The sequence below is a fragment of the Streptococcus sp. 27098_8_75 genome (genome assembly GCF_041432475.1).
Taxonomy (GTDB): Bacteria; Bacillota; Bacilli; order Lactobacillales; family Streptococcaceae; genus Streptococcus; species Streptococcus gordonii.
This window is the reverse complement of record NZ_JAPVZR010000005.1, coordinates 1-21,613: the sequence shown is the minus strand read 5'-3', so window position 1 is coordinate 21,613 and position 21,613 is coordinate 1. Positions and strand designations below refer to the sequence as shown.

General features: G+C 40.2%; 24 protein-coding genes and 1 tRNA gene. 5 read left to right on the top strand and 20 right to left on the bottom strand.

What is annotated here, in order from left to right; all coding sequences use genetic code 11:
- Positions 1–14 precede the first annotated feature (14 nt).
- The 3 genes from O3640_RS08655 (at position 15) to O3640_RS08645 (ending at position 2,184) form a co-directional block, all read left to right on the top strand.
- Entirely contained in the window at positions 15–818 is an 804-nt protein-coding gene (locus tag O3640_RS08655) for a PTS mannose/fructose/sorbose transporter subunit IIC (protein ID WP_045504115.1), read from the top strand.
- Between the two features lie 17 nt (positions 819–835).
- Complete coding sequence (locus tag O3640_RS08650) at positions 836–1,747, top strand: PTS system mannose/fructose/sorbose family transporter subunit IID (RefSeq protein ID WP_012130737.1); 912 nt, start codon at positions 836–838, stop codon at positions 1,745–1,747.
- A 71-nt stretch (positions 1,748–1,818) separates the two neighbouring features.
- Positions 1,819–2,184 carry a DUF956 family protein gene (locus O3640_RS08645; RefSeq protein ID WP_045773072.1) on the top strand — a complete coding sequence of 122 codons (366 nt, stop codon included), beginning with the start codon at positions 1,819–1,821 and terminating at the stop codon, positions 2,182–2,184.
- A 187-nt stretch (positions 2,185–2,371) separates the two neighbouring features.
- On the opposite strand, the gene O3640_RS08640 is transcribed toward O3640_RS08645, so the two are convergent.
- The 3 genes from O3640_RS08640 to O3640_RS08630 are packed head-to-tail and all read right to left on the bottom strand — an operon-like array spanning position 2,372 to position 4,146.
- Positions 2,372–3,004, bottom strand: a complete 633-nt coding sequence (locus O3640_RS08640) for a GNAT family N-acetyltransferase (protein ID WP_045773071.1) — start codon at positions 3,002–3,004, stop codon at positions 2,372–2,374.
- Positions 3,005–3,017: 13 nt separating this feature from the next.
- The gene (locus O3640_RS08635; RefSeq protein ID WP_227955701.1) at positions 3,018–3,596 is read right to left on the bottom strand and encodes an NAD(P)H-dependent oxidoreductase; all 579 of its coding nucleotides are present in this window, start codon (positions 3,594–3,596) and stop codon (positions 3,018–3,020) included.
- Positions 3,589–4,146, bottom strand: coding sequence for a TetR/AcrR family transcriptional regulator (locus O3640_RS08630; RefSeq protein ID WP_004193252.1), 558 nt, complete (start codon positions 4,144–4,146; stop codon positions 3,589–3,591). The genes O3640_RS08635 and O3640_RS08630 overlap by 8 nt, the downstream gene beginning before the upstream one ends.
- A gap of 310 nt (positions 4,147–4,456) precedes the next feature.
- Between O3640_RS08630 and serS the strand changes: the two genes are divergently transcribed.
- On the top strand, positions 4,457–5,734 hold the full coding sequence (serS, locus tag O3640_RS08625) for a serine--tRNA ligase (protein WP_045773069.1): 1,278 nt from the start codon (positions 4,457–4,459) through the stop codon (positions 5,732–5,734).
- Between the two features lie 498 nt (positions 5,735–6,232).
- Here serS and O3640_RS08620 read toward each other — a convergent pair whose 3' ends face one another.
- The 16 genes from O3640_RS08620 to O3640_RS08545 all read right to left on the bottom strand — a co-directional run bounded on the left by O3640_RS08620 (position 6,233) and on the right by O3640_RS08545 (position 19,815).
- Positions 6,233–7,297 carry an acyl-CoA dehydrogenase family protein gene (locus O3640_RS08620; protein ID WP_045773068.1) on the bottom strand — a complete coding sequence of 355 codons (1,065 nt, stop codon included), beginning with the start codon at positions 7,295–7,297 and terminating at the stop codon, positions 6,233–6,235.
- Positions 7,298–7,315: 18 nt separating this feature from the next.
- Positions 7,316–7,864 carry a carboxymuconolactone decarboxylase family protein gene (locus O3640_RS08615; protein WP_009659051.1) on the bottom strand — a complete coding sequence of 183 codons (549 nt, stop codon included), beginning with the start codon at positions 7,862–7,864 and terminating at the stop codon, positions 7,316–7,318.
- A 246-nt stretch (positions 7,865–8,110) separates the two neighbouring features.
- Positions 8,111–8,827: a hypothetical protein gene (locus O3640_RS08610; RefSeq protein WP_227955703.1), complete on the bottom strand. Its 717-nt coding sequence runs from the start codon at positions 8,825–8,827 to the stop codon at positions 8,111–8,113.
- Positions 8,828–8,946: 119 nt separating this feature from the next.
- Complete coding sequence (locus O3640_RS08605) at positions 8,947–9,717, bottom strand: acetyl-CoA carboxylase carboxyl transferase subunit alpha (RefSeq protein ID WP_268709770.1); 771 nt, start codon at positions 9,715–9,717, stop codon at positions 8,947–8,949.
- Positions 9,714–10,577: an acetyl-CoA carboxylase, carboxyltransferase subunit beta gene (gene accD, locus O3640_RS08600; protein WP_037622195.1), complete on the bottom strand. Its 864-nt coding sequence runs from the start codon at positions 10,575–10,577 to the stop codon at positions 9,714–9,716. Before accD ends, O3640_RS08605 begins: the two co-directional genes overlap by 4 nt.
- A gap of 67 nt (positions 10,578–10,644) precedes the next feature.
- Positions 10,645–12,024 (bottom strand): acetyl-CoA carboxylase biotin carboxylase subunit, encoded by a 1,380-nt coding sequence (locus tag O3640_RS08595; RefSeq protein ID WP_008809610.1) that lies wholly within the window; start codon positions 12,022–12,024, stop codon positions 10,645–10,647.
- A 17-nt stretch (positions 12,025–12,041) separates the two neighbouring features.
- Positions 12,042–12,464, bottom strand: a complete 423-nt coding sequence (gene fabZ / locus O3640_RS08590) for a 3-hydroxyacyl-ACP dehydratase FabZ (RefSeq protein WP_008809611.1) — start codon at positions 12,462–12,464, stop codon at positions 12,042–12,044.
- Entirely contained in the window at positions 12,461–12,949 is a 489-nt protein-coding gene (accB, locus tag O3640_RS08585) for an acetyl-CoA carboxylase biotin carboxyl carrier protein (protein ID WP_008809612.1), read from the bottom strand. Before accB ends, fabZ begins: the two co-directional genes overlap by 4 nt.
- Positions 12,950–12,955: 6 nt before the next feature.
- On the bottom strand, positions 12,956–14,188 hold the full coding sequence (gene fabF, locus O3640_RS08580; protein WP_048777624.1) for a beta-ketoacyl-ACP synthase II: 1,233 nt from the start codon (positions 14,186–14,188) through the stop codon (positions 12,956–12,958).
- Positions 14,189–14,277: 89 nt separating this feature from the next.
- On the bottom strand, positions 14,278–15,012 hold the full coding sequence (gene fabG / locus O3640_RS08575; RefSeq protein WP_268723249.1) for a 3-oxoacyl-[acyl-carrier-protein] reductase: 735 nt from the start codon (positions 15,010–15,012) through the stop codon (positions 14,278–14,280).
- Positions 15,013–15,021: 9 nt separating this feature from the next.
- On the bottom strand, positions 15,022–15,942 hold the full coding sequence (fabD, locus tag O3640_RS08570) for an ACP S-malonyltransferase (protein WP_268723250.1): 921 nt from the start codon (positions 15,940–15,942) through the stop codon (positions 15,022–15,024).
- Positions 15,935–16,909 carry an enoyl-[acyl-carrier-protein] reductase FabK gene (gene fabK / locus O3640_RS08565; protein ID WP_008809616.1) on the bottom strand — a complete coding sequence of 325 codons (975 nt, stop codon included), beginning with the start codon at positions 16,907–16,909 and terminating at the stop codon, positions 15,935–15,937. The genes fabD and fabK overlap by 8 nt, the downstream gene beginning before the upstream one ends.
- A gap of 288 nt (positions 16,910–17,197) precedes the next feature.
- Complete coding sequence (locus O3640_RS08560) at positions 17,198–17,422, bottom strand: acyl carrier protein (RefSeq protein ID WP_012130750.1); 225 nt, start codon at positions 17,420–17,422, stop codon at positions 17,198–17,200.
- A gap of 54 nt (positions 17,423–17,476) precedes the next feature.
- On the bottom strand, positions 17,477–18,451 hold the full coding sequence (locus tag O3640_RS08555; RefSeq protein ID WP_268723252.1) for a beta-ketoacyl-ACP synthase III: 975 nt from the start codon (positions 18,449–18,451) through the stop codon (positions 17,477–17,479).
- On the bottom strand, positions 18,451–18,885 hold the full coding sequence (locus tag O3640_RS08550; RefSeq protein ID WP_008809618.1) for a MarR family winged helix-turn-helix transcriptional regulator: 435 nt from the start codon (positions 18,883–18,885) through the stop codon (positions 18,451–18,453). Before O3640_RS08550 ends, O3640_RS08555 begins: the two co-directional genes overlap by 1 nt.
- Before the next feature lie 138 nt (positions 18,886–19,023).
- On the bottom strand, positions 19,024–19,815 hold the full coding sequence (locus O3640_RS08545) for an enoyl-CoA hydratase (protein WP_268723253.1): 792 nt from the start codon (positions 19,813–19,815) through the stop codon (positions 19,024–19,026).
- A gap of 252 nt (positions 19,816–20,067) precedes the next feature.
- On the opposite strand from O3640_RS08545, the gene O3640_RS08540 reads away from it, so the two are divergent.
- Positions 20,068–21,438 (top strand): aspartate kinase, encoded by a 1,371-nt coding sequence (locus O3640_RS08540; RefSeq protein ID WP_061410387.1) that lies wholly within the window; start codon positions 20,068–20,070, stop codon positions 21,436–21,438.
- A gap of 98 nt (positions 21,439–21,536) precedes the next feature.
- Here O3640_RS08540 and O3640_RS08535 read toward each other — a convergent pair.
- Positions 21,537–21,610 (bottom strand) — tRNA-Asn (locus O3640_RS08535).
- Between the last annotated feature and the right edge of the window lie 3 nt (positions 21,611–21,613).

The window sequence follows — 21,613 nt, the reverse complement described above, 5'->3', positions numbered from 1 at the left end:
GATAATTATAAATCATGTCTATTATTTCTATGGTTTTAGTGGTCTTTGTTGCCTTCCTTGCTGGACTTGAAGGTATCTTGGACCAATTCCAATTCCACCAACCAATTGTTGCATGTACTTTGATTGGTTTGGTAACAGGTAACTTAACTGCCGGTGTTATTCTGGGGGGTTCACTTCAGCTAATCGCTCTTGGTTGGGCGAATATCGGTGCTGCCGTAGCTCCAGATGCTGCTCTTGCATCAGTAGCTGCTGCTATCATCATGGTTCTTGGTGGAGATTTTTCAAAAACAGGAATCGGTGTAGCACAAACTGTTGCTATTCCTCTTGCTGTTGCTGGTCTTTTCCTCACTATGATCGTTCGTACACTTTCAGTTGGTTTGGTCCATGCTGCTGATGCTGCCGCTAAAAAAGGTGACATCAAAGGAGTTGAACGCGCTCACTTTATCGCCCTTCTTATGCAAGGTCTTCGTATCGCCATCCCAGCCGCTCTTCTTTTGATGGTTCCTACCCAATCTGTTCAAGCAGCTCTTAACGCTATGCCTGACTGGTTGAAAGACGGTATGTCTATCGGTGGTGGTATGGTTGTTGCCGTTGGTTACGCAATGGTTATCAACATGATGGCAACCCGCGAAGTATGGCCATTCTTTGCGATTGGTTTTGTCTTAGCAGCTGTTTCAGATATCACTTTGATTGGTTTTGGTGCAATCGGTGTTGCTTTAGCTCTTATCTACTTGAACCTATCTAAAAAAGGTGGAAACGGTGGTGGAGCAGTCGCTTCATCTAACGATCCAATCGGCGATATTTTAGAGGACTACTAAGAAAGGAGAAACGAATCATGACTGAAAAACTGCAATTAACTAAATCAGATCGTCAAAAAGTTTGGTGGCGTTCTACTTTCTTACAAGGTTCTTGGAACTATGAACGGATGCAAAACTTGGGTTGGGCATATTCACTAATCCCAGCAATTAAAAGATTGTACACTAAAAAAGAAGACCAGGCTGCAGCCCTTGAACGCCACTTGGAATTCTTCAACACTCACCCATATGTAGCTGCTCCAATCATGGGGGTTACTCTTGCTCTTGAAGAAGAACGCGCTAACGGTGTTGAAATTGATGACGCAGCTATCCAAGGGGTTAAAATCGGTATGATGGGACCTCTCGCTGGTATAGGAGATCCAGTCTTCTGGTTCACTGTTCGTCCTATCCTTGGAGCTCTTGGTGCTTCTCTTGCCTTGACAGGGAATATCCTTGGCCCACTTCTTTTCTTCGTTCTTTGGAATGCAATTCGTATGGCCTTCTTGTGGTACACTCAAGAATTGGGTTACAAGGCAGGTTCTGAGATTACAAAAGACATGTCAGGTGGTATCCTTCAAGACATTACCAAAGGAGCTTCAATTCTTGGTATGTTCATCCTTGCTGTCTTAGTGCAACGTTGGGTAAACATTAAATTTGCTTTTGATGTTTCTAAAGTTCAACTGGATGAAAAAGCTTATATCCACTGGGATAAATTGTCTGACGGCTACAAAGGTATTCAAGAAGCCTTTGCTCAAGTTGGCCAAGGCTTATCTCAAACACCTGAAAAGGTTACAAGTTTCCAACAAAACTTGGATATGCTGATTCCTGGACTTTCTGGATTGTTACTTACACTCCTTTGTATGTACTTATTGAAGAAGAAAGTGTCTCCAATCGTCATCATCCTTGCACTCTTTGCAGTCGGTATTGTTGCTCACTACTTCAAGATTATGTAATTAAAAAAGAAGGTTTCGGCCTTCTTTTTCTTGTGGTATAATAGAAAGAGATTTACTTTTAAGGAGCAATTATGGCGCAATCACAAAACAAAACAGTTGATTATCAAACAACAGGGGTATCCTACCTCGGTGCATTTGGTGGTAAAGTAGGGAAATTTCTTATCGGTGATCAGGCGCTAGAGTTCTATGCTGATGCTAACGTAGAGGACTATATTCAGCTTCCTTGGGCCAATATTACAGCTATCGGTGCTAATGTTTCTGGCAAGAAAGTCAGTCGTCACTTTGAAATCTGGACTGACAAAGGAAAATTTCTCTTTGCCTCCAAAGACTCTGGCAAGATACTCAAAATTGCTCGGGAGCGTATCGGCAACGACAAGGTGGTTAGATTGCCGACTCTGTTACAAAAAATTGCTGGAATCTTTAAGAAGAAAAAATAGGGTTGAAAAAGTTTCAACCTTATTTTTTATATTTTCGACTAAGACAAAAGTTGCTTATATCAGCAAAATGGAGCTAGCACAAAAAATTGAAAAGTGAAACAGGTTTGAGAATGCACTATTTCAGTCCCTTGAAATGATGGGGTGGAGTAAGCTGACATTATCAATGCAAGACCGCATCATTAGATCTTCAAAAAGTATAAACATCAGCTATTTTTTTCTCAAAAGTCCATGTCTTGACACCTTCAACATCACGGACATCTAGTTGTTTAAATCCGTTCTTTTTGTAAAAACGACGGTTGCTTTCTGTATGAGTAATTAAAGTAAGCCGCTGGCATTTCTCTTCTTTTGCAAGCAACTCAAGTCCCTTTGAGATAAAAAGACCGCCAACTCCCTGTCCTTGATAATCAGGTAGCACCCCCAGCAATTCAAGATAAAGAGTTGAACTACCCCTTTTCTTAGCTTCTTTACTGCCCTCCCCAAAGACTTTTTGAAAAGCTAAAAGCTGAGGAATATATTGCCACATCCTCCATGCTCCTGCCCGCAAAAAGGAAAGCATACCGACAGGATGATTACCGAGCTTATGAATAGTAGCGACCCCCATAAGACGCCCGTCCACTTCAACAAGCAGGCAAATATGATGACGCATCGCTGCCTTAACCATAACTGCATGCAATCTATTTAGAAAATCAATATAAGACTGGCTGCTGCCAAAGAGAGGGCGGAATTTTTCTCTATAGACCTCATGCTCAGCAAAAGCAGCAGTTAGAACTGAGACCGCAGCAGCAAGATCCCTTTCATCTGCTCTTTTAAAACGAATCATGATAGCTACCTCTTCAAATCTTTTCTGCTAATTTTTCTAAAAAAGCCTGCCGTTTTTCAGCTGTAGACTGAGAAATATTCCCGAAATTCAACCAACGGCGCTGTCTAGCACCGATAGACTTAAAGGTATGTCCCAACATGGCTTTCTTGACGACATCACCACAGAAATACTTAAGATAGAAGGTTGGTGCTGCAGAGGTAGTAATTGCCAACACCTCTTTAATATTGGTCAGACGACCAACTAACTGGCGAGTTTTCGTCTCTTCGTAAATCTTATTTTTCAAAAAGACCTTATCTTCAAAGCCTTTGCCAATAGCTGGCATATCCGCCCACCAGATAGGAAAAATCATGATAAGGCGGTTACAGGACGCAAGAGCTTCCTGATATTTTAAAACCAGCGGGTCTAGTGCCTGTCCCTTATTAAAAAGCGCTAGCTCTTCCTTGGTATAGACTGGATTAAAACCATCCTCATAGAGATCAATCAGTTCATAAGTCTGACCTTTCTTCTCCAACAAGTCCTGAACCTGCTCTAAAATAGCATGGTTAAAGCTTTTATCATAGGGATGTGCATAAACAATGAGATTTTTAATCATGTTTGTAACCTCCTAGTAAATCATTGAACATTGAGCGATAGACTTCCTCATCAAAAGGCTCCAAGCCTTTGGCAATAAAATGACCATAGCCTGTGATGAAGGTGTCCAGCTTGAGCAAAAGAATCTTTTTCTCTTTCTGACTCTCAATAGGCAGCTGATCCAGATAAACCACTGTCTTATTCCCGATTTCCAGAAGCTCACCTTTCCGGTAAGCCTCTGTCGCTACAGGGCTGAAAAAGAGAAAATCCATTATCTGACTGTTGGTCTTGTATTCCGATAAAAGAAAGAGTCCTATCTGCCAAATGCAATCCAGAGGATCAGAGACTCCATCTAGATACTGCTCCTCTAAACGCTTAAGCTGCTTCTGGTTTTCCAAAAGACAGACCTGATAGTAAAGTTCCTCCTTATTCTCAAAAGCCTTGTAGAAAGCACCAGTCGTAACCCCCAGCAGAGATGCCAGTTTCCTTAGGGGGATATTCTGATAGCCATACTCTCTGATAAGCTGGCTTGCCTTTTCAATCATACGGTCGCGCGTTGTTTGTTTTACCATAAGAACTCCTTTGGATAACTGTGTTACCCCTATCTAAAGATAACATAGTTATCTTTTTCTGTCAAGATTTTTCCCATCCTGGGATTTACATTTTCCGGAAAATCCTGTATAATAGTCGAAACGGATAAGTACTATTGGGCACTTTTCAGAAAGTCTGCGGTGGCTGTGAGCAGATAAGGAGAAAATAGGAAATTCTACCGTTAGTTTAAAAATGAATAATTAAGCAAGTGCACTTTTGTGAAGTTGGATGGAACCGCGGCTCTGTCGCTCCAACAGTTTCATAAAGTGCTTTTTATTTTTGGAGGTACCTATGTTAGATTTAAAACGCATCCGTACAGACTTTGATTCTGTCGCTGAAAAATTAGCTACGCGAGGTGTTGACGCTGCTACCCTTAACCAAATGAAAACCCTTGACAAAGAACGCCGGGATTTATTGGTAAAGGTCGAAGAACTCAAAGCAGAGCGCAATACTGTTTCTGCTGAGATTGCCCAAGCCAAACGCAACAAAGAAAATGCGGATGATAAGATTGCTGCTATGCAAAAACTCTCTGCAGAAGTCAAGAATTTAGATGCAACCTTGGCTGAGCTGGATGCTAAGTTGACTGAGTTCACTACCACTCTGCCTAACATTCCACACGAAAGTGTTCCTGTCGGAGCAGATGAGGACGAAAACGTCGAAGTACGTCGCTGGGGTACACCACGCCAATTTGACTTTGAAGCTAAGGCTCACTGGGATTTGGGTGAAGATCTGGATATCTTAGACTGGGAGCGCGGGGCAAAAGTTACTGGTGCTCGCTTCCTCTTCTATAAGGGCTTGGGAGCAAGACTTGAGCGTGCTATCTATAACTTCATGCTGGATGAGCATGGCAAAGAAGGCTATACCGAAGTCATCACTCCTTACATGGTCAATCATGATTCTATGTTTGGGACTGGGCAATATCCTAAGTTCAAAGAAGATACTTTCGAACTAGCTGATACTAACTTCGTTCTGATTCCGACTGCTGAAGTTCCACTGACCAACTATTATCGAGACGAAATTCTCGACGGAAAAGAATTGCCAATCTACTTCACAGCTATGAGCCCATCATTCCGCTCTGAAGCTGGCTCTGCTGGTCGTGACACGCGCGGTCTCATTCGTTTGCATCAATTCCACAAGGTTGAAATGGTGAAATTTGCCAAGCCTGAAGAATCTTATGAAGAGCTGGAAAAGATGACTGCCAACGCAGAAAACATCCTGCAAAAGCTGAATCTGCCTTACCGCGTTGTAGCACTTTGTACTGGAGATATGGGCTTCTCGGCCGCTAAGACCTACGACTTGGAAGTTTGGATTCCTGCTCAGAACACCTACCGTGAAATCTCTAGCTGCTCTAACACAGAAGATTTCCAAGCTCGTCGAGCTCAAATCCGCTACCGTGACGAAGCAGATGGTAAGGTCAAACTCCTTCATACTCTCAACGGTTCTGGACTGGCTGTCGGACGCACAGTAGCAGCTATCTTAGAAAATTACCAAAACGAAGATGGCTCTGTAACTATCCCAGAAGTTCTACGTCCGTACATGGGTGGATTAGAAGTTATAGCGCCAAAATAAAAAGCAGATTCTCCTGATACTTTGCCTATATCACTAGGTCTAAGTATAGACTTAATTTACTAAAATAAAAAAATCCGAGAATAACTCAGAGAAAATCAAAAACAGATTTTCAAAGAATATCATCTTGGATTTTTTCTTATCTTTCTGGCCAGCAATGAGTCTGTATCGTAAAAACAGACATAGACGACATCTCAAAAGTCAGAAAGGATATATAGCAACTTAACTACTTTCACAAAATATATCTAGCTCACATAGGAAATAAATAAAAGGTAGCCCACTAGACTTGAAATATGGAGCAAGAGTCACTAAAAATGTTAGCTTATGTCGATCCTTGCAATTGTTTTGAGATGACAAGGCTACGTTAGTGTCAGAAATAAGCAAACCATCAAGACTATTCAAGAAACTAGAGCACCGTTAATTGCTTACAAAGTGACTCTTTTGCATCATCGTCTTAATGTCCATTCTACTGATAAATCAGTCACTGGTTTGCCTTCATTTCTATGAAGCTTCTAAAATATGCCGTAGCTGGACTGCACTCGGTGAGACAATGGGAAGAAAAGCTCCTTCGTTCCAACGGCGTATAAAGCCTGAAGTCGAATTACTCAAGTATCCTCTGCCTCCACTAGACTGCAACTCCAAGAGCAGACTTTGGGCTACCACATCAACTATATCAATTCGCAGCTGAAAGAGTTCCTTAGGACGCTCAACAAAATAGCCAGGCTGGAGAAGACCTCTATAGAGCTGATCCTGGATTTCAGTCAGAGCAGCCACTTGCTCCTCCCACTCCTCTCTCAAAATAGAGCGAACTGACAGATTGGCTTCAACCTCTGCCAGAGACTTCTCCGCTAGACCAAGAGCCAGACCAAATTGATAACCGAGAAAAGCTGGGCGATTTTCTGCCAAAAAGGCCTTGGCATCTTGAGCGAGAATCCATTCTTCTTGCAAAGGCACATGGTTAAAGGTCAGAGCAGCTGTATTTCCCCCTTGCAAAGATACAAACTCTAAATCCGCTGAACGGGTGAAATTCTCTGCGTCAGATGGCACAGCCAGAACAAGTGGCCGGCGGCTCCCGTCTTCGAAACCGGCAACAAATATGCTGAGGAAGCGATCCGCGCGAGCATTGGTTACCCAAGGCAGACGCCCCTTTAGATAAAGCTGCCCGTCTTCTTCCACTATAGAAACATTTAACTCCTCCAGATCCGATAGGAATTTAACAGCATTGGACAGGGCTGTCGCACCTGCATATTCCCCTGACAGGAGCCCCTCCAAATAGTGGTCTCTAAAGTAGGGATTAGCAGACTTTAAGACGTTATCAATAAAGGTCCTTTGTCCCCAAGAGATAAAGGATGCAGTCAAGGAATGATGAGCCAGCTCCTTGAGCACTTCAATCACATCCGTATCATTGCCTCCTCGGCCTCCCAGCTCTTCTGGAACGCCAACCCGAAAGGCTCCTTCAGCAGCGATACGCTCAATCAGTTGGTTACCCGCCGCACAGGATTCTTTGTCAATTTGATCAGCGTGGTCATCCAACCAGTTGATAAACTCTTCTGAAAAAAATGTCATTTGCCACCTCCTCAAAGACTAGGCATACGGCTGCAATTCCGGATTAATTGGCGTGTTTGCCAGATTATTGGCATAATTGCAAAGGGTCGCAAGGCTAACACCCAGAACTACATCCAGAGCATTCTCATGTGTATAGCCCGCTTCTAGGAAATCTGCCAAAGCCTCATCTCCGACCCGTCCCTTAGTATTAATGACAGCAATGGTAAATTTAGCAAGCGTATCTAACTTCGGATCTGTATCAATCGGAGTACGATTGCGCAGAGCCTCCAAAAGATCATCATTCATTTGAATCTGCTTGATTGAAAAAGCTGTATGACCCGCTACACAGAAAGCACAACCGTTGGTAACTGCAGCCGTAATCTGCACTACTTCACGCTCAGTCGGTGTCAGGCTGTTACGGCGATTGATGGCTCCAACCGTCCGATAAGTTTCCAAAGCCGTTGGTGCATTGGCCAAAAGACCGATAAGATTGGGAATGTAGCCCCCGTTATCTTTTTGAACAGTTTCTAAAACTTCCTTCACTTCAGCAGGAGCGGATTCAATTGTATGGATAGTAAATTCTGACATAAATGACCTCTTTTCTTTTAATTAGCAACTATCTTAACATAGGTTCTATAGCTTGTATAATATATATTTTATATAAGTCCTATAAAAAGAATATAATGCAGTAATTCAAACTAAAATTTTTTACCTAGATTTACCTTGATCAAACACAATTTTAAACCCAAAAAAGAAGCCTTCTGGCTTCTTTTTTTATTTTTTCACCTTTATGGTTACTAAAAGACTTTTTCATTAGCAATTTCTTATAGAAGATTATTCTTTATCGCTCTCAACTGCTTCGTCAGAAACAACGGCATCTAAGCTTTCCTCTTCTATTGTTGGTTCAGACTGAACCTGTTTTTCAACTGCTTCTTCTGTTACTAGCTTTGTAGGCTCTTCTTTATTTTCGTCAGCTTCTACTTGTTTAGCTTCTTCAGCTACAGCAGGTGCTTCTGTATCTTTTGGCTGATCGGTTTCTTTTTTGATTTCATTTACAGCAGTTTTCACTGTTGCAGAAGTTACCCGGCCAACAGTTTGAGCAAATTCCTTACTTACATTGGCTGCATCTGTCAAGGTTTCTTTTGAAATCTTTCCTCCTGAGAAAGCCATTAATCCTAAAACAAATGTTGCAATTGAAGCAATTGCAGTCAAGTACAAACCTATACCGACTGAAATACCATAACCACCATAACCAAAATTAGCACTCATATCGCCTAAGCGAAACAGGGCATAAATAGAAATAGCTGTCTCAATAACTCCCAAAGCCACAACTCCCAGAGCAAAGTTTTTAATCAAAGGCTGAGTGCGATCTTTAAGAATAGCTAAGACAATAGCTCCGATGGCTAAAATTATAATAATCTTCCCATCCCCTTCAATTCCTGAAACACTTAAACCACCAAATCCACCTAGATTTACAGTCCCCCAAGGCAAAACACTTCCAATTATTACTGCTACTGACGCAATGATAATGTACAAACGATTTTTTTCCATTTGACTTCTCCTTCTCTAAGCACAAGCTATCCGATTTAAGGTGAAAAAGATAGATTGTAGACTAATAATTTGTAAAAAGAGACCAAGACAAGAATATCCTGGCCTTCAAAAAAATCTTCTTAATATTTTCTAAAACGCTGATAACGTTGGTCGACCAATTCTTCCACGCTCCATGAAGAAAGTTGTTCTAATTCAACTAAAAGTTCTTGTTTGATAGAAGTAATCAAATCCTGATTGCTTAAACCTGTTTCCTCAATTACCTTATCAACAATCTCCATTTGCAAGAGTTCGTGGGATGTTATTTTCATTAACTCAGCAGCTTCCATGGCTCTACTGCCATCCTTCCACAAGATAGAAGCAAAGCCTTCCGGACTCAAGACTGCATAAATTGAATTCTCTAACATCCAAACTCGATTCGCCACTCCCAGAGCTAATGCCCCTCCAGAACCACCTTCACCAATAATAATGGCAATAATAGGTACTTTAAGATCACTCATCTCCATCAGGTTTCGAGCAATAGCTTCACCTTGCCCACGCTCTTCTGCTCCAACACCTGGATAAGCTCCAGCAGTATTGATAAAAGTAACGATTGGGCGACCAAATTTTTCTGCTTGCTTCATTAGGCGCAAAGCTTTACGATAGCCTTCAGGATGAGGTTGACCGAAATTCCGTTTTAGATTATCTTGAAGATTCTTCCCTTTTTGAATTCCAACAACAGTCACTGGACGACCGTCTAGGCTACCGATACCTCCAATCACAGCTCCATCATCTCGAAAAGAGCGATCTCCATGCAATTGAATAAAATCATCAAAAATTGCCTTGGCAAAATCAAGAGCCGTCAGCCGAGTCTGATCTCTCGCTTCTCTTACAATCCGAGTAATCTTTGTCATTGCTGCCCTCCATGAAATTCCAACAATTTAGCAATCTTATCTCTTAATTTCGCTCGTTTAACAATAGCATCTACAAAACCATGTTCCAAGAGAAATTCTGCCTTTTGAAAACCATCTGGCAAATTTTCACGAACAGTGGATTCAATAACTCGACGACCAGCGAATCCAACAAGACTTTGAGGTTCCGCTAAAATAATGTCACCTTCCATTGCAAATGACGCTGTTACCCCACCAGTAGTAGGGTCTGTCAAAATCGTCAGATAAAACAAACCTGCTTTAGAATGTCTTTGTACCGCCGCTGAAATTTTGGCCATCTGCATGAGACTGATAATCCCTTCCTGCATACGTGCCCCTCCAGAAGCTGTAAACAAAACTACTGGTAAGCGAAGTTCCGTTGCATATTCAAACAAGCGTGTGATTTTCTCTCCAACTACACTTCCCATGGAAGCCATGATAAAGTTTGAGTCCATTATTCCCAAAGCAGTTTTCTGTCCCTTAATGGAAGCAGTTCCTGTTAACACAGCTTCATCCAAGCCAGTTTTTTCACGCATTTGGGCCAATTTGTCCTTATAATTAGGAAAATTCAATGGATCTTTTGTTTCAATGCCTGTAAATAATTCTTCAAAGGTATCTTCATCTACAGTTAAAGCAAGTCGCTCAAGTGCTGTAATACGGAAGGTATAACCACAATTAGGACAAACACGATCGCTACCTAAATCTTTTTGGTAAATGGTATGCTTACAACCAGGACATTTCGAAAAGAGCTCATCCGGTACCTCTGGTTTTTGTTGAGGCAGTTCCCTATATGAACGATTAGGATTAATCCGGATATATTTATCCTTTTTGGAGAATAAAGCCATCATTTACTCCTTTATTACTACAGTTTCCCTTTACAAAAGCTTAGCTTCCTTCGCTTTATGAAAGGTTTTATTTATCTTCTTTTAATCTTTCTTGGTAAGCAGGGAGAAATTTCTCCATTAAAAAGGCTGTATCATAATCCCCTGCAATAACCTGAGAGTCTGAAATCAAGTCTAACTGAAACTCACTGTTGGTTAATACACCATCGATTTCCAATTCATAAAGAGCACGTTGCATCTTCATCAAAGCGTCAAACCGATTTTCCCCATGAACAATGATTTTAGCAATCATACTATCATAGTAAGGAGGAATGGTATAGCCTGGATAAACTGCTGAGTCCACACGAAGACCGACCCCACCACTAGGCAAATAGAGGTTTGAAATCTTACCCGGACTTGGGGCAAAATTAAAGGCTGGATTTTCAGCATTGATCCGGCATTCGATGGCATGACCGCGAATTTCAATATCATCCTGCGTGAAAGAAAGTTCTTGGCCATCAGCAATGCGAATCTGTTCCTTAACAATATCTACGCCAGTCACAAATTCTGTTACAGGGTGTTCTACTTGAACACGAGTGTTCATTTCCATAAAGTAGAATTCACCTTTATTTTCATCATAGAGAAACTCAATTGTTCCAGCATTTTCATATCCCACTGATTGAGCTGCTCGTACAGCCGCATCTCCAATCTTTTGACGGAGAGTCTTCCCGATAGCCACTGATGGAGCTTCTTCTAAGACCTTTTGGTTATTACGCTGAAGCGAGCAGTCACGCTCTCCCAGATGGACGACATGTCCATGCTGGTCGGCCAAAATCTGCACTTCAATATGACGAGCGGGATAAATAACACGCTCCATATACATAGCGCCATTCCCAAAGGCAGCCTTAGCCTCGCTAGAAGCAGACTCAAAAGCCGCTACCAAATCTTCAGCCTTTTCAACCTTACGGATTCCCTTTCCGCCACCTCCAGCAGAAGCCTTAAGCATAACAGGGTAGCCAATTTTTTCAGCAACTTCTAAAGCCTCTTCAGCAGTAAAAACTTCTCCGTCAGATCCAGGAATAACTGGAACATTAGCCTTAATCATTTGAGCACGAGCATTAATCTTATCGCCCATCATATCCATGATTGCCCCAGAAGGACCGATGAATTTCACACCAACTTCCTCACACATGGTTGCGAACTTAGAATTTTCACTCAAAAATCCAAAACCAGGGTGAATAGCTTCAGCTTCTGTCAGAACAGCTGCTGAAAGCACAGCATTCATATTGAGATAGGAATCAGTAGACTTAGCAGGCCCAATACAAATAGCTTCGTCTGCCAACAAGGTATGAAGTGCTTCTTTATCAGCTGTTGAATAAACTGCCACTGTAGCAATCCCCAATTCTCGAGCTGCACGAATAATTCTGACCGCAATTTCCCCACGGTTAGCAATCAATATTTTACGAAACATGGTGAAATCTCCCTTTTCTATTGGCCAATAGCAAATGTCAAGGTACCACTAGCTGCAAGTTTGCCATCTACTTCTGCTTTAGCTTCAACAACCGCAATGGTACCACGACGTTTCACAAATTTAGCAGTCATGATAAGCTGATCACCTGGAACAACTTGTTTCTTGAATTTGACCTTATCCATTCCCGCATAAAAGACTAATTTGCCTTTGTTTTCTTCTTTAGATAATTCCAATACCCCCGCAGTCTGAGCCAAAGCTTCCATAATCAAAACACCCGGCATGACTGGATACTGTGGAAAATGTCCGTTAAAGAATGGTTCATTAATTGTCACATTTTTTAAAGCAACAATCTCATCTTCGCTAACTTCTAATACACGATCCACCAACAACATTGGATAACGATGCGGAAGCGCCTCTTTTATTGCATTGATATCGATCATTTAATGCGTACCAGACCTTTCCCAAATTCAACCATTTCTTCATTTTGAACTAAAACTTCCGTGATAATACCATCTTTAGGAGCAGGTACTTCGTTCATTACTTTCATAGCCTCGATAATCATCAAGGTTTGCCCTTTTTTCACTTGGTCACCTACGTTCACAAAAGCAGGTTTATCTGGTCCGGCTGCTAAATAGGCTACTCCAACCAAAGGACTTTCCACGACATCACCTTCAGCCACGATTGGTTCCGGTGCTGCTTCAGCAGGCACTTCTTGCTGTTCAACAACTACTTCAGCCTGAGGAGCTGGAGCAATTGGAGCTACTGGTGTAGCTGTAGGAAGAGGACTTGCATTAACCTCTTGAGGTACAATTCTTCCTTCGTTTTTACTGAATGTTAGTTCATCTTGTTGATTTTTATATGAAAATTCCCGCAAACTTGATTGGTCAAACTGTGCCATCAAGTCTTTAATTTCATTGATATTCATAAGTTATTATGCCTCCCAACGTTTAAAGGCAAGAACAGCATTATGTCCACCAAAACCAAATGTATTGGAAATAGCATAAGGAATTTCCTGTTCTTTTCCTTGTCCAAAAATGACATTGGCTTCAATGTAATCAGACAATTCTTGAGTTCCTGCAGTCTTTGGTGCAAAGCTATGACGCATTGCTTCAATAGTCGCAATAGCTTCCACTGCTCCAGCTGCTCCAAGTAAATGCCCTGTAAAAGATTTAGTTGAAGAAACAGGGACATCTTTGCCTAAAACAGCCACAATCGCACCACTCTCTCCTTTTTCATTGGCAGGAGTAGAAGTTCCGTGAGCATTAACATATGCCACATCTTCAGGCTTAATTTCGGCTTCTTCTAATGCTAGTTTAATAGCTTTAATCGCACCAAGCCCTTCCGGATGTGGTGAGGTCATGTGGTGAGCATCACAAGTATTTCCATAACCAACAACTTCAGCAAGGATTGTTGCACCACGTTTTTCAGCATGTTCTAGACTTTCCAACACCAACATTCCAGATCCTTCACCCATAACAAAACCATTTCTGTCTTTATCAAATGGAATAGATGCACGAGTTGGGTCTTCAGTTGTGGACAAAGCCGTCAATGCTTGGAAACCAGCAATCGCAAAAGGAGTGATGGAAGCTTCAGAACCACCAACTAACATCACATCTTGGAAACCAAATTTAATAGAACGGAAGGCATCTCCAATTGCATCGTTAGATGAGGCACACGCTGTATTAATGGATTTACAAACACCATTGGCACCAAAGCGCATGGCAACATTCCCAGAAGCCATATTTGGCAAGGCTTTTGGAAGTGTCATTGGTTTCACCCGTTTTGGACCTTTTTCGTGCAAGCGGATAACTTGATCTTCAATTTCCTTAATACCACCGATCCCTGAAGCAACGATAACACCAAAACGGTCTTTATCAATAGCTTCCACGTCAAGACCAGCATGATTTACAGCTTCCTCTGCAGCATAAAGAGCATATAGTGAATAATTATCAAAACGGTTAGTATCTTTTTTAATGAAGTATTTATCAAAAGGAAAATCTTGAACCTCAGCAGCATTATGAACAGCAAATTCACTGTGGTCAAACTTAGTGATTGGCCCAATACCAATTTTTCCTTCCTTAAGGCTAGTCCAAAATTCTTCTGGTGTATTCCCAATTGGGGAAGTTAGTCCGTAGCCAGTTACTACAACACGATTTAGTTTCATCTCAACACTCCTTTTTACGGTAAGATTTAAACTTAGAAAATTGCAAATAAGACGCATTCTAAGTAGACTTATTCTATACTTTTACTAAATTATTGCATTGTCAAGCCACCATCGATAGTGATCACCTGACCTGTTACATATTCCTGACTGGCAAGAAAGACTGCGACATCTGCAACTTCCTCAGTATTACCAAAACGTTTCATTGGTATTTGAGCCAAAGAAGCTTCTTTAATTTTTTCTGGCAAACCATCAGTCATATCAGATTCAATAAATCCTGGAGCAATCACATTGACGCGAATATTACGAGCCGCAACCTCACGAGCTACTGACTTAGAAAAACCAATCAAGCCTGCTTTAGAGGCTGCATAGTTTGCCTGTCCAATATTTCCTGTTAAACCGACTACGCTGGACATATTGATAATAGCTCCCTGACGTGCCTTAGTCATTGGTTTTAAAACAGCTTGTGTCATGTTAAATGCACCAGTCAAATTAACCTTTAGCACTTGTTCAAAATCTTCCTCAGTTAATTTAAGCATGAGTTTATCTTTAGTAATTCCTGCATTATTAACCAAAACATCTACTGAACCCAAAGCTAGAGTTGCTTCTTCTACCATGCGCTTTGCATCAGCACTATCTGAAACATCCCCAGTAACCGCAAAAACCTTCACAGGATAGTCTTTAAACTCTGCTAAGACGTTTTCTGAGACTTCTCCACGTCCATTTAAAATAATATTAGCTCCAAGACTAGCAAATTTATGGGCAATAGCAAGACCAATTCCCCGAGTGGAACCTGTAATCAATACGTTCTTATTTTTTAATTCCATATTGTTTCCTCATTTTTCCAGAAGTTGTGTCAAACTAGCTTGATCTTCAACTTGATAAATAGTAGCTGACTTGTCAATCTTTTTTACAAATCCAGACAGAACTTTTCCTGGACCAATCTCGATAAACTCAGTTACACCAGCTTCTTGCATTCTGGCAATACTATCATAAAAGCGAACTGGCTCCATCACTTGACGTGTTAATAGCTCCTTGATTCGTTCCTTTTCCATAACACTGGCTTCCGTATTCCCTACCAGAGGAACTTTAAAGTCAGAAAAATTGATATTTTCTAAAGCTTCAGCTAATAAATCACTAGCAGGTTTCAATAGAGCAGTGTGGAAAGGTCCTGATACGTTGAGTGGAATCAATCTCTTTACCCCAGCTTCTTGCAAAAGCTCTACAGCTTTATCCACTGCTTCAGCCTCTCCACCAATTACAATCTGGCTAGGTGTATTATAGTTAGCTGGAGACACTACGCCAAGCGCACTGGCCTTTTTACATGCATTCTCTATCAGATCTAAATCAGCATTAAGAACTGCCACCATTTTACCAGAACCCGCTGGAGCTGCTTCTTCCATGAAGGCTCCGCGTTTAGCAACCAAAGCTAGAGTGCTTTGAAAATCTAAGGCTCCAGAAGCCACTAAAGCAGAGTATTCTCCTAAAGAAAGACCAGCAACCATATCAGGATGAATTCCTTCTTGAATTAACAAACGGTAAATGGCCAGAGACGTAGTCAAAATTGCTGGCTGGGTATAGCGGGTCTGATTCAGTTTTTCTTCATCATTATCAATCAAATCACGCACATCATAGCCTAAAATTTGACTAGCTTCCTCAAAAGTTGATTTCACCACGTCATATTGATCATAGAGCTCACGTCCCATACCAAGGTACTGTGCCCCCTGACCAGCAAATAGAAAGGCTTTTTTAGTCATTTCTAGTTACTCCTGCCCAACGTTTAGCTTCTTGCTGAATTCTTTCAGCAGCACCATAGTAAACATCTTTCAAAATTTCTTCAACGGTCTCTTCCTTGCTGACCAAACCAGCAATTTGTCCTGACATGACTGAACCATTCTCAACATCTCCACGGACAACTGCATTTGCTAAGGCACCCGCACCAAGATTTTCGAATACTGTTAAATCTGGATTTTCTTGTTTGAAAGCTTCTTTTTCAGCTTTTTCAAAATCTCTTGTCAGCTTATTTTTCAAAGCGCGGACTGCATGACCAAAATGCTGAGCTGAAATTGTTGTATCAATATCGCGCGCCTTCAAAATCATATCTTTATAATTTTGATGAGCATTTGATTCCTTAGCAACCACAAAGCGAGTTCCTAATTGAACTGCTTCTGCTCCTAACATAAAGCCAGCAGCTGCACCTGAACCATCTGCAATACCTCCAGCTGCAATAACAGGGATATTGACCGCTTCTACAACTTGCCGAGTAAGGGCCATCGTTGTCAATTTCCCAATATGACCTCCGGCTTCCATTCCCTCAGCAATAACAGCATCTGCACCAATTTTTTCCATCCTCTTAGCGAGAGCAACACTTGGCACTACTGGAATGACCGTAATACCCGCTTCGTGAAAACGAGCCATATACCGACTTGGATTCCCTGCACCAGTTGTCACTACTTTTACGCCTTCTTCAATGACTAAATCAACAATATCATCAACGAAAGGTGATAAAAGCATGATATTCACCCCAAAAGGCTTATCTGTCAAAGACTTAATCTTATCAATATTTGCTTTAACAACTTCTTTGGGAGCGTTGCCTCCACCGATAATTCCTAAACCACCTGCTTTAGAAACAGCACCAGCTAAGTCTCCATCTGCTACCCAAGCCATTCCACCTTGGAAAATAGGATATTTAATATTTAGTAATTCTGTAATTCGTGTTTGCATAATACCTTCCTTTTATCATTGCTTAAGTAATAGCTTGATTCTCTTAAAAACGAATGTTTTCTATACTTTGACAGTCAAACTATTACCTAAACAAGAGGGAGTGGATAAAAAATCATTTAAACAGACTTTTTCGTTCCACCCCGGCCATCTTGACTTCATCGAATCTTTACTCTACCTGTTGTTTTCTTTTAAACATTAGAAGAGATAAAAGACAGTCAAGACTGCCACCTCAAATTCGTCTTCTTTAAAAGAGGGCGAGAACGTATTCTCAGCCCCATTTACTTTTTCTTATTTAGTTTTTGATTCAACGTAAGCAACTAAGTCACCTACAGTATTCAAACCTTCCTCAGTTTCGATTTGGATGTCAAATGCATCTTCGATTTCTGAGATAACTTGGAACAAGTCAAGTGAATCTGCTTCAAGATCATCGAAAGTTGACTCAAGAGTAACTTCTGATGGTTCTTTACCAAGTTCTTCTACAATAATTTCTTGTACTTTTTCAAATACTGCCATGATAGACTCCTTTAAAATAAAATATTTTTTAATATGTGAAAACCACATGATTAACTAAATTGTAACAATAAGTGTTCCCCATGTCAAACCTCCACCGAAACCAGATAATAAAATTTTCTGACTTCCATCTAGCTTAACAAGGCCTTGCTCGACACACTCAGATAGTAAAATAGGGATACTAGCTGCACTGGTATTTCCATATTCCATCATATTAGCTGGAATTTTATCTCTTGAAACACCAAGTTTTTTCGCTATTTTATTCAAAATACGATCATTGGCCTGATGGAGCAAGAAATAATCTATTTCATCCACTTCCAGCGGACTAGCTTCAATCGTATCTTTAATGGACTGAGCAACATCTCGAATAGCAAAATCAAAAATTGCCCTACCATCCATTGTCAAATATTTTTCATCATCCTCAGTCTGCGCAAAAGGCGATTGCAGACCCATTAGGCAAGAAGTGAGACTTTCTCCACGAGAACCATCCGTTTTCTGGATTTCTGCAAGAAAATGTTGATCAGAAGTGCTTTCCAGCAAGACTCCTCCCGCACCATCACCAAACAAGACCGCAGTGCCTCGATCAGACCAATCTACAACCTTTGATAAGGTTTCACTTCCAATAACCAACCCCTTCTGATAAACACCTGAAGATATAAGTTTTTCAGCTGTCGAAAGAGCAAATACAAAGCCACTACAAGCAGCTATTAAATCATATGCAAAAGCTTTCTTTGCCCCAATATTAGCCTGAACGCGAGCCGCTGTTGATGGCATCAATGAATCTGGCGTAATAGTAGCAACGATGATAAAATCAAGATCTTGAGCAGAAATTCCTGACTTTTTCAGTAAATCTAAGGCAACTCTTGTCGCTAAATCGCTTGTCGATTCATTATGAGAAATATGACGCTTTCTGATTCCAGTCCGACTTGAAATCCATTCATCACTTGTATCCATGATTTGGGCTAAATCGTCATTCGTAACGACTTGCTCAGGTGCATAATGAGCAACTTGACTGATTTTTGCAAATTTCATTATTTTAAATCCTCAAGAAACTGATATAGGTTTTTCAAGCCTTTTTGCATCACTTGAATTTCATCCCTACTCATACCAGCAATAATCTTGTCTAGCATTGAATGATGAAAACGTCGATGCAAACGATACAAAAGACGACCACTTTTCGTCAAACTCAAATGAACCACACGACGATCAATATCAGAACGAGTTCGTTCTACATACCCTTTTCGCTCTAGATTATTTAAGCTCGTTGTCACAGTTCCTAGAGTCACCATAAGCTCTCTAGAAATGTCACTAGGAGTTGCATTGGGAGTTTCGCCAATAACATCAATCGTATGCATTTCTTTGATAGAGACGTCATTGAAGCGACTGCCCCGCAAACTGGACTCTTCAATCACCAATACATTATTAAAAATCGACGTCAAATAATCATTTACTAATTGGTAATTCAATCATCCATCCCCCTTTATAAATATTCAAGCATCAAAACATTTGACTATCAAATTATATCAAAGTCCAAATATTTTTGCAAGTTCTTTTTGAAAATGATTTACTTTTTTTCAATTTATATAATTTCAATTAAACGAATATTATTTTCCTTGAAATTTAGGACGACGCTTTTCTGAATAAGCACAGACCCCTTCTTTAAAATCTTCGGTGAAAGCTAACGTCTTTTGTAAGTGCAATTCCAATTCAGCATATTCTTCCCAATCAGAAAATTGACTTTTCCAAATCATTTCTTTCATTGCCTTATACGAATTTCCTGAACCACGTTTTAGTTTTTTGATTAATTGCTCTGTCGTTTTCTCCAACTTTTCAGATTCACAAAGTCGATAAAGGATCCCGTATTCCAAAGCTTTTTCAGCTGTCAAAGCCTCACCAGTCATGACAAGGTGGGTTGCACGAGTCACACCAATAGCACGAGTTAGTAGATACAATCCTCCCGCATCAGGAGCCAATCCAACTCCAACGAAAGCCTGAATAAATCGAGCTTTTTCACTTGCAATACAAAAATCAGCAGCAACGACCATATTAGCAGCAGCACCTGCAACAGGCCCATCGACACTCATGATGACAGGCTTAGGTAATTTCTTCATCTCAAAGGAAATAACATTTACTAACTCAGCAATCTTCACTAAGGATTGGATATCATCAGCATCAACAGCACGTTGCATTTCTGCTAAATCTCCTCCAACTGAAAAAACCTTACCATTTGCCTTGATAAGCAAAATTTTTACACTATCGTCTGACCCAGCCAATGAAATTGCTTCTAAAATTTCTTGGCACATGGGAATATTAAATCCGTTAGAAACCTCTGGTCGGTTAAAGGTAAGAATAGCTACTTCGTCCAGAACTTCGTAGAAAATATTTGTAAATGTCATATCACTTCTCCAAATTCTATCTTTGCAATTTGATTTGATATGCAAATATTTTGAATATCAAATTGTTGCTTTTAAAATATTCTAGCACAAAATTTTATTTTCTCAAAACAAAATCTGAAAGAATAAAGCAATAGTTCGGCTTTTCTACTTTTTATTCCTAAAAAAACTGACACTATGCTTGATATTTGCTATAATGTAAAGAAGCAATATTACAAATTGTCTGAATAATAACAAAACCCTTTAGGAGAAAATATGAAAGTTGTCAAATTTGGTGGTAGTTCACTTGCCTCTGCAACTCAATTAGAAAAAGTTTTAAATATTGTAAAATCTGATTCCGATCGAAAGTTTGTAGTTGTTTCAGCACCCGGAAAACGAGAGGAATCTGATACAAAGGTTACAGACGCACTAATCAAATATTACCGAGCATACGTTGAAGAAGGCGATGTCACTCCACACCAAGAATGGATCATTAATCGATATGCTCAGATGATTGAAGAATTAGAGCTCAAACCTGTTGTCCTTGAAAAAATAACAAAGAGCATTTTAAATCTAGCCACACTACCAATCGAAGATAATCTATTTCTTTATGATAGTTTTTTAGCAGCTGGAGAGAACAATAATGCCAAGCTAGTTGCTGCATTCTTTAATAAAAACGGCCTTAATGCCCGTTATATTCACCCTAGAGATGCAGGAATATTTGTCAGTAGCGAGCCTGGGAACGCAAGAATTTTGCCTTCTAGCTATGATAAAATTGAAGAATTAACCAACTTTGAAGAAGTACTTGTAATACCTGGTTTCTTTGGTGTAACTAAAGACAATCAAATCTGTACTTTCTCTAGAGGTGGCTCAGACATAACAGGATCAATCATTGCTGCCGGAGTTAAAGCTGATCTATATGAAAACTTCACTGATGTAGATGGCATTTTTGCAGCCCATCCTGGTATTATTCATGAACCAGACTCTATTCCAGAATTAACCTATCGTGAAATGCGTGAACTTGCATATGCAGGTTTTAGTGTCCTTCATGATGAAGCACTTATTCCAGCTTACCGTGGTAAAATTCCTTTAGTTATTAAAAATACAAATAACCCTAATCATCCCGGGACAAAAATTATTCTAAATCATACTGATAAAGCTATCCCTGTTGTTGGTATTGCAGGAGATTCCAACTTCGTTAGTATAAACATGTCAAAATATTTGATGAACCGTGAAGTTGGTTTCGGTCGCAAAGTTCTCCAAATCTTGGAAGAATTGAATATTCGTTGGGAACACATGCCGACAGGAATCGATGATTTATCAATCATTCTAAGAGAAAGGGAATTAACCCCAATAAAAGAAGAAGAAATTCTCCGTCAACTTACACAAAAAATTGAAGTAGATCATGCAGAAATCGAACACGGCTTGTCAATCATCATGATTGTAGGTGAGCAAATGAAAAGCCATATCGGTCTGACTGCTACTGCTACAAAGGCTCTATCAGACAGCAAAATTAATATTCAAATGATCTCTCAAGGATCTAGCGAAGTTTCTATCATGCTCGTAGTAAACTCTGAACAAGAAAAAGCAGCTATTAAAGCCCTCTATGAAGCATTCTTTAATAAACATAAAAAGCTTGAAGAATAATCTTCAAGCTTTTTATTAAATAAGAACTTAAAAGTTAAATTGCAAAAACACAATAAATATAAAAAGACAAGAATTTCTTGTCTTACTTATAGATATAACTCCGGCAGTAGGACTCGAACCTACGACATCATGATTAACAGTCATGCGCTACTACCAACTGAGCTATGCCGGATAA